At 69.4% G+C, this 6,765-nt stretch carries 8 protein-coding genes and 1 pseudogene; 5 read left to right on the forward strand and 4 right to left on the reverse strand.

Annotated features, from left to right (window positions below):
- The 3 genes from AC31A1_RS43600 to AC31A1_RS43610 all read right to left on the reverse strand — a co-directional run.
- Window positions 1-282 (reverse strand): PhzF family phenazine biosynthesis protein (locus AC31A1_RS43600; protein WP_489658620.1); only part of this gene is annotated, 282 nt, incomplete at its 3' end.
- Window positions 275-1,162 carry a hypothetical protein gene (locus tag AC31A1_RS43605; protein ID WP_489658621.1) on the reverse strand — a complete coding sequence of 296 codons (888 nt, stop codon included), beginning with the start codon at window positions 1,160-1,162 and terminating at the stop codon, window positions 275-277. The genes AC31A1_RS43600 and AC31A1_RS43605, both read right to left, overlap by 8 nt.
- 42 nt (window positions 1,163-1,204) lie before the next feature.
- Window positions 1,205-1,438 (reverse strand): hypothetical protein, encoded by a 234-nt coding sequence (locus tag AC31A1_RS43610; protein ID WP_489658622.1) that lies wholly within the window; start codon window positions 1,436-1,438, stop codon window positions 1,205-1,207.
- On the opposite strand from AC31A1_RS43610, the pseudogene AC31A1_RS43615 reads away from it, so the two are divergent.
- The 5 genes and pseudogenes from AC31A1_RS43615 to AC31A1_RS43635 all read left to right on the forward strand — a co-directional run.
- Window positions 1,422-1,535 (forward strand): annotated as a pseudogene (locus tag AC31A1_RS43615) (hemin ABC transporter ATP-binding protein); the annotation flags it as partial. The gene AC31A1_RS43610 and the pseudogene AC31A1_RS43615 overlap by 17 nt on opposite strands.
- 174 nt (window positions 1,536-1,709) lie before the next feature.
- On the forward strand, window positions 1,710-2,846 hold the full coding sequence (efeO, locus tag AC31A1_RS43620; RefSeq protein ID WP_489658623.1) for an iron uptake system protein EfeO: 1,137 nt from the start codon (window positions 1,710-1,712) through the stop codon (window positions 2,844-2,846).
- Window positions 2,847-2,855: 9 nt separating this feature from the next.
- Entirely contained in the window at window positions 2,856-4,127 is a 1,272-nt protein-coding gene (gene efeB / locus AC31A1_RS43625; protein ID WP_489658624.1) for an iron uptake transporter deferrochelatase/peroxidase subunit, read from the forward strand.
- Window positions 4,128-4,130: 3 nt separating this feature from the next.
- Entirely contained in the window at window positions 4,131-5,003 is an 873-nt protein-coding gene (efeU, locus tag AC31A1_RS43630; protein ID WP_489658625.1) for an iron uptake transporter permease EfeU, read from the forward strand.
- On the forward strand, window positions 4,963-5,952 hold the full coding sequence (locus AC31A1_RS43635) for an SCO2278 family lipoprotein (RefSeq protein ID WP_489658626.1): 990 nt from the start codon (window positions 4,963-4,965) through the stop codon (window positions 5,950-5,952). Before efeU ends, AC31A1_RS43635 begins: the two co-directional genes overlap by 41 nt.
- A gap of 10 nt (window positions 5,953-5,962) precedes the next feature.
- Here AC31A1_RS43635 and AC31A1_RS43640 read toward each other — a convergent pair whose 3' ends face one another.
- Window positions 5,963-6,700, reverse strand: coding sequence for a bifunctional DNA primase/polymerase (locus tag AC31A1_RS43640; protein ID WP_489658627.1), 738 nt, complete (start codon window positions 6,698-6,700; stop codon window positions 5,963-5,965).
- Between the last annotated feature and the right edge of the window lie 65 nt (window positions 6,701-6,765).

Raw genomic sequence — 6,765 nt, forward strand, 5'->3', positions numbered from 1 at the left:
CACGATGCCTGCGGGGGTGATCAGTTCGGGTATGTCCAGGAGCCAGGCCGTGCCGACGCAGGGGTGGCCGGCGAAGGGCAGGCGGGTGGTCGGGGTGTAGATGTCGATGACTCCGCGCTCGGGGTCGTCGACGAACACCGTCTCGCTGAAGCCGAGTTTCCCGGCGAACACCTGCCGCTCGTCCGGGTCCGGCATGACGGAACCCTCGCGGACGACGCCGAGTTCGTTGCCGTATCCGCCGCTGGGTCCGCAGAAGACACGCAGTACGTCGTAGTCAGTCACGGGGGCATTCAAACACCGCGCGGGCGGCGAGGTCATCCCAAGTGAGGGCTCCGCCGGGGAGGGGCCAGGTGAGGGTCGGGGCCTCGTCGTACGGCAGCGAGGACAGCGTGTCCTCGTACGCCGTTTCCAGGACGGCCCGTTGGCGCTCGGGGGTCTGCGGGTGCTCCGCGAACTGGCGCATGCGTTGTTCGTGCGCCTCGGTCAGCTTGTCTGCCGTGCGGCGCCAGTCCTCGTCGTCCGGTGCGCGGTACAGGAGGACGCACGGCGGGGTCCTGCCCTCCGCGAGTGCCGCCACGGCACGGTCGTGGCCGTCGAGGAGTGCCCAGCCGTCGAACGGCGTGACCCGCCACAGGAGGACGGGGGCGAGCGTGTCCTCCTGAGCATGCTTGCGGTAGGCCTTCACCCGTGGCGCGTCCGCGGGCGAGAGCGGGCGTAGGGGCACGACGCCCTCCCAGCCTCCCGCGCACCAGTCGAGGTGGCAGGCGGGCCAGTCGCGCATGAAGTCGCCCCACCACACGTACGCCGGGAACTTGCGCCGCTCGCGGAGGTACCAGCGTGCGTCGTGCAGTGGGCCCCCCTTCGCCTCCTCCAGCCAACTCGCGTACTGGTGAACCCAGTTGCCGGGGTTTCTCATCAGGTCCGACCGGCTCCGCGGCAACGGTGAGCGGAAACCTTCGAGCCGGTGCACGAAGAGACCCTCGTGCGAACAACCGCCCTCTTCCTCCCGGCCCAACAGCAGGGGGCGCCCGCCCTGGCGGAGCAGCAGCCGGCCGCCCTCCGCCGTCTCGAAGCGCAACGAAGGCGGGCCGGGACGGTCCCGCACATCGAGTACGAGACCGCCCGGCCCGAGCAGTTCCCTGCGGCCCCTCTTCATGGTCATGAGGAGCAGTCTGGGGGACCTATGACTGCCCCCGACACCCGATTACGCCTCCGTACGCCGCCTGCGCATCGCGAACGCCACGCCCGCGCCCGAAGTCGAGCCCGTCGTAGCGGAGTTGGTGGTGCTGCGGGCGAGCCCGTGCCCGTGCCGGGCGTCGACGACAAGCCGTCCGGGGGGGGAGCGCGCGTCCGCCGTGAGGGTCACCGAGAGGTCGAGGGGGTCCAGTTCGGCGCCGGTCTGGTAGAAGCCGCCGAAGGCACCGGGGGCCGTGTTCACTCAGGCGTTGCTTTCGGACGTCTATGACCAGCCGGTTGAGGTGTTCCCGCATCCGCGCACGGGGGCGGTCCTGGTGACACCGAAACGCCCCGCTTGACCTTCCCTTGACTATTACTTGCCGTTTGTTTTCCGCCGCCGAGATCAAGCCGTGTCTGTGATTTTTCTGTGGGCAGTGAATGCCCACCCGGGCGGGTATGACTGAGGTAAGCCTCAGGTAAGTTAGGGCAGCCTCACCACACTGCCTCGCCACACACTCCCGCTTGGAGCCTGCATGCGTGCCGTCCGACTTCCCGTCGCCACCGCCGTCGCCGCCGCGGCCGCACTGACCGCCGTCACGGCGTGCACCGCGAAGAGCGACGCCAAGGACGGCGACGCGATCCAGGTGACCGCGGCCGACTCCAAGTGCACGACCTCGGCGACGTCGATCCCGGCCGGACAGGTCACGCTGAAGATCGAGAACACCGGCTCGAAGGCGACCGAGGTCGAGATCCTCTTCCCGGACGACCGGATCGTCTCCGAGAAGGAGAACATCGGGCCTGGCACCAAGTACACGCTCACCGCCGAGGTGAAGGCGGGGTCGTACGAGATCGCCTGCCGGCCGGGGATGAAGGGGCACGGTGTGCGGCAGAATCTGACCGTCACCGGGGGCTCGGTCGCCAAGCGTGACCCGAAGCTGGACGCGGCCGTCGCCGCCTACCGCGAGTACGCGCAGGAGCAGGCCGACGCCACGATCCCGAAGGTGGAGACCTTCGCGAACGCCATCAAGGCGGGCGACCTCACCGCCGCCAAGAACGCCTACGCGCCCTCCCGTTACGGCTGGGAGGCCACCGAGCCGATCGCCGAGTCGTTCGGGGACATCGACCCCAAGACCGACACCCGCGTCAACGACCTGGAGAAGGGCCAGAAGTGGACCGGCTGGCACGCGCTGGAGAAGGCGCTGTGGCAGGACAAGAAGATCGGCGCCGAACAGAAGGCCCTCGCCGCCGAGTTGGTCACCGATCTGAAGGACTGGCAGAAGCGCGTCGGCAAGGCCGAGATCACCCCGACCTCCATGGCCAACGGCGCCAAGGAACTCCTCGACGAGGTCGCCACCGGCAAGGTCACCGGCGAGGAGGACCGTTACTCGCACACCGACCTGAGCGACTTCAAGGGCAACGTCGAGGGCGCGCAGAAGGCGTACGAGCTGCTGAAGCCGGTCGCCCAGAAGAACGACGCGGCGCTCACCACCGAACTGGACAAGCAGTTCGCCGCGTTGAACACGCTGCTCGACAAGTACCGCTCGACCGCGACCTCGGACGGCTTCGTGTCGTACGACAAGGTCACCGCGGACCAGCGCAAGGAGCTGTCGGACGCGGTCAACGCCCTTGCGGAGCCGCTGTCCAAGCTCGCCGCCGCCGTCGTGAAGTAGGGGATCACCATGACCGAGACCCCGAAATCCGAGAGCCCCTCCCGTCGTTCGCTCATCGGCTGGGGCGGTGCCGGGCTCGCGCTCGGCGCCGTCGCGGCCGGTGGCGCGGTGGCGATGACCCGGGTCGGCGACGATGTCGATCCGGCCGGTGCCGACACCGGTGCCGCGGTCGCCTTCCACGGCGCCAACCAGGCCGGCATCGCCACGCCTGTGCAGGACCGGCTGCACTTCGCCGCGTTCGACGTGAAGACCGACGACCGCGCCGAGTTCGTGCGGATGCTGAAGGACTGGACGGCCGCCGCCCGCCGGATGACCGGTGGGCACGCGGTCGGCGAGGGTGCCTACGGCGGGCTCGCCGAGGCGCCGCCGGACGACACCGGTGAGGCACTGGGGCTGAAACCCTCGCGGCTGACCCTCACCATCGGCTTCGGGCCGGGCTTCTTCGACCACTTCGAGCTCAAGGACAGTCGTCCTGATGCCCTGGTCGACCTGCCGCAGTTCCCCGGCGACAACTTCGACAAGTCCCGTACGGGCGGCGACCTTTGTGTGCAGGCCTGTGCGGACGATCCGCAGGTCGCCGTGCACGCGATCCGCAACCTGGCCCGTATCGGCTTCGGCAAGGTCGCCATCCGCTGGTCCCAACTCGGGTTCGGGAAGACCTCGTCGACGACTCCGGGGGCTCAAACCCCCCGCAATCTCATGGGGTTCAAGGACGGCACCCGCAACATCGCGGGGACGGAGACGGACCGGCTGAAGAAGTTCGTGTGGGTCGGCGAGGGCGACAACGCCACCAACTCGGCCTGGATGACCGGGGGTTCGTATCTCGTCGCCCGGCGCATCCGGATGAACATCGAGACCTGGGACCGGACTTCACTCCAGGAGCAGGAGGACGTCTTCGGGCGGGACAAGGGCGAGGGCGCTCCCGTCGGCAAGGCGAAGGAACACGACGCGCCGTTCCTGAAGGCGATGAAGCCCGACGCGCACGTCCGGCTCGCGCACCCCGACTCCAACAGCGGGGTCACGATCCTGCGACGGGGCTACTCCTTCACCGACGGCACCGACGGCCTCGGCCGTCTCGAAGCGGGCCTGTTCTTCCTGGCCTACCAGCGCGACGTACGCAAGGGATTCATCCCTCTCCAGCGCAAGCTGTCCGCGTCCGACGCGCTCAACGAGTACATCCAGCACGTGGGTTCGGCGGTCTTCGCCGTCCCGCCGGGCGTCCGTGACAAGGACGACTGGTGGGGCAGCACGCTGTTCTCCAAGGACGCGAAGGAGTCGTAGACCGTGTTCTCGAACTATCTGATCGGTCTGCGCGAGGGCCTGGAAGCCAGTCTCGTCGTCTGCATCCTGATCGCCTATCTCGTCAAGACCGACCGGCGGGACGCGCTGAAGCCGATCTGGATCGGCATCGTCGTCGCGGTGCTCATCGCGATGGGCTTCGGGTGCGCGCTCGAATTCGGCTCGCAGGAGATGACGTTCCAGGCGCAGGAGGCGCTCGGCGGGTCCCTGTCGATCCTCGCGGTCGGGCTGGTGACGTGGATGGTGTTCTGGATGCGGCGCACCGCCCGGCACCTGAAGTCCGAACTGCACGGCAAGCTGGACGCGGCCCTCGCGATGGGCACGGGCGCGCTGGTCGCCACCGCGTTCCTCGCCGTCGGCCGCGAGGGCCTGGAGACCGCCCTGTTCGTGTGGGCGTCGGTGCACGCGGCGAGCGACGGCACCCCGCGCCCGCTGGTCGGCGTAGGACTGGGTCTGGCCACGGCGGTGTTCCTGGGCTGGCTGTTCTACCGGGGCGCGCTGAAGATCAACCTCGCGAAGTTCTTCACCTGGACCGGCGCGATGCTGGTCGTCGTGGCGGCGGGTGTACTGGCGTACGGCTTCCACGACTTGCAGGAGGCCGACTGGCTCCCGGGGCTGACGAAGCTGGCCTTCGACATCAGCGACACGATCCCGCCGGACAGCTGGTACGGCACCCTCCTGAAGGGCGTCTTCAACTTCCAGCCGGACCCGACGGTCCTGCAGATCACGGTGTGGCTGCTGTACCTGGTCCCCACGCTCGCCCTGTTCTTCGCCCCGGTAGGGTTCGCCTCCGGGAAGGGGAAGGTGAAGACACCTGATGAGCAGGGATCGCAGCCCTCGAAGGCTCCGCAGGCTTGACCGGCGCGTACTGATAGCGGCCTCGGTGACCGCTTTGTCGCTGACGGCGAGCGGTTGCGTGGTGGTCCACGGCGAGCGGGAGGTCCTTCCCGCCACCACCCGCGCCGAGGCCGCCACGGCGCTCCAGCAGTTCACGACCGCGTACAACGCGGCCGACAAGGCGTACGACAGTTCCCTGGACGCCGCTCATGTCACCGGCGCGCTCGCTGACATCGACGCGGCGCGGCTGAAGGCGGGGCACACCAACTCGCCGTCCGGGAACGCGAACTACTCGCCGCTGGAGCTGACGGACGCGAAGTTCACCATCCCGAAGAAGGCCGGCTGGCCGCGCTGGTTCGTGGCCGACACCGCCGCCAACAAGGGTGGCGGGGCTCGGTGGTTGCTGGTCTTCACCCGCAACGACCTCTCCGAGCCGTGGCAGGTGGCGTATCTGACGCTGCTCGCGCCCAGTGCCGTACCGAAGTTCAAGACCGACAAGGACGGCTGGGCGGAGGCCGTACCGGCGAACTCGACCGAACTGGCCGTCGCGCCGGGCGAGTTGAGCCAGAGCTATGCGACCTATCTGAAGAGCGGCGGGTCGGACTTCGCGGACGGGACGCACACCAGTGCTTGGCGTGCGGACCGGGAGAAGGCCACCAAGCCCGGTCTGGCCGTCCAGTTCCTCGACGAGCCGCTGACGAGCGGTGACTACGCGCCGCTGGCACTGCGTACGGCGGACGGCGGGGCGCTGGTGTTCTTCACCACGCGGTACTTCCAGAAGGAGACCGCGGCGGAGGGCACGTCGGTGCCGGCCCAGAACAAGGACGTGCAGGCGCTGACGACGGGTGAGGTGGAGCAGTCCCTCACCCTTCAACTCATCTCGAACGAGGTGGCGTTGGACCCGAAGCGGGGCGGGAAGGTGTCGGTGCTGGGGCGGATCGAGGGGCTGACCTCCGCGCAGGGCGGCTGACCTCAGGAGGTCAACGGCCCAGCGGCCAGGCCGAGTTCGCGTGGTCCGGTTCCGCGCCCGCGTGGCGGGCGCAGGCGTCCGTGAGGGTTTCGAGGAGGGTCAGCGGGTCGGGCAGGGGATGCTCGGGGCCGCGTACCCAGTGAACGGACTGGTTCTCGCCGGGGAGTTGGGCCGGGGGGACGAGGACGTAGGAGCCGCGGCAGTGCCAGCGCAGGCCGGGGTGTTCGTCCATCGTCTCGGGGTGGCAGTCCAGTTCGCACGGCCACCACTCGTCCTCGTCCTCGGGGGTGCCGCGGGTGAGGGTGAAGAAGAGCAGCCGTCCGTCGTCGCTCGCGGCGACCGGGCCGACCTCGACACCGGCGGCGAGCAGCCGCTCCAGCGCCTCGCGGCCCGCTTCGAGGGGTACGTCCAGGACGTCGTTGACCATGCCGGTCGCGGTGATGAAGTTGGCCTGCGGCTGGTGGCGGGCCCAGCGCTCGATCTGGGCGCGGTCGGTCGTGGACTGCGTCTGCCAGGCGAACGACACCGGGTGCCGGGCCGGTGTGGGGCAGCCCACGCGGTCGCACGAACATCGGTAGCCCGGGGCGGGGTGCGCGGCGGGGGCGATCGGCAGCCCGGCCTCGGCGGCGGCCAGCAGCAGCGCCTCGCGTCCGCTGCCGTCGTCGGGGGCCTCCTGCGGGCGGCGTCCGCGCAGCCACGAGGAGAGTTTGCCCTGCCGACCGGTCCGGCCACCGAACGTCGCGCTCATCTATCTCCTCGCCCTGCTGTTGTCGCCCTGCCGTTGTGCGGAGAAGTCCTGCCGTTGTGCGGAGA

Source organism: Streptomyces sp. P5F9 (genome assembly GCF_057961495.1).

Bases quoted from the DNA above. Each gene is read 5' to 3' on its own strand.
- AC31A1_RS43605 (WP_489658621.1), bottom strand. From the start codon at position 1,162: ATGACCATGAAGAGGGGCCGCAGGGAACTGCTCGGGCCGGGCGGTCTC.
- efeO (WP_489658623.1), top strand. From the start codon at position 1,710: ATGCGTGCCGTCCGACTTCCCGTCGCCACCGCCGTCGCCGCCGCGGCC.
- efeB (WP_489658624.1), top strand. From the start codon at position 2,856: ATGACCGAGACCCCGAAATCCGAGAGCCCCTCCCGTCGTTCGCTCATC.
- AC31A1_RS43635 (WP_489658626.1), top strand. From the start codon at position 4,963: ATGAGCAGGGATCGCAGCCCTCGAAGGCTCCGCAGGCTTGACCGGCGC.
- AC31A1_RS43640 (WP_489658627.1), bottom strand. From the start codon at position 6,700: ATGAGCGCGACGTTCGGTGGCCGGACCGGTCGGCAGGGCAAACTCTCC.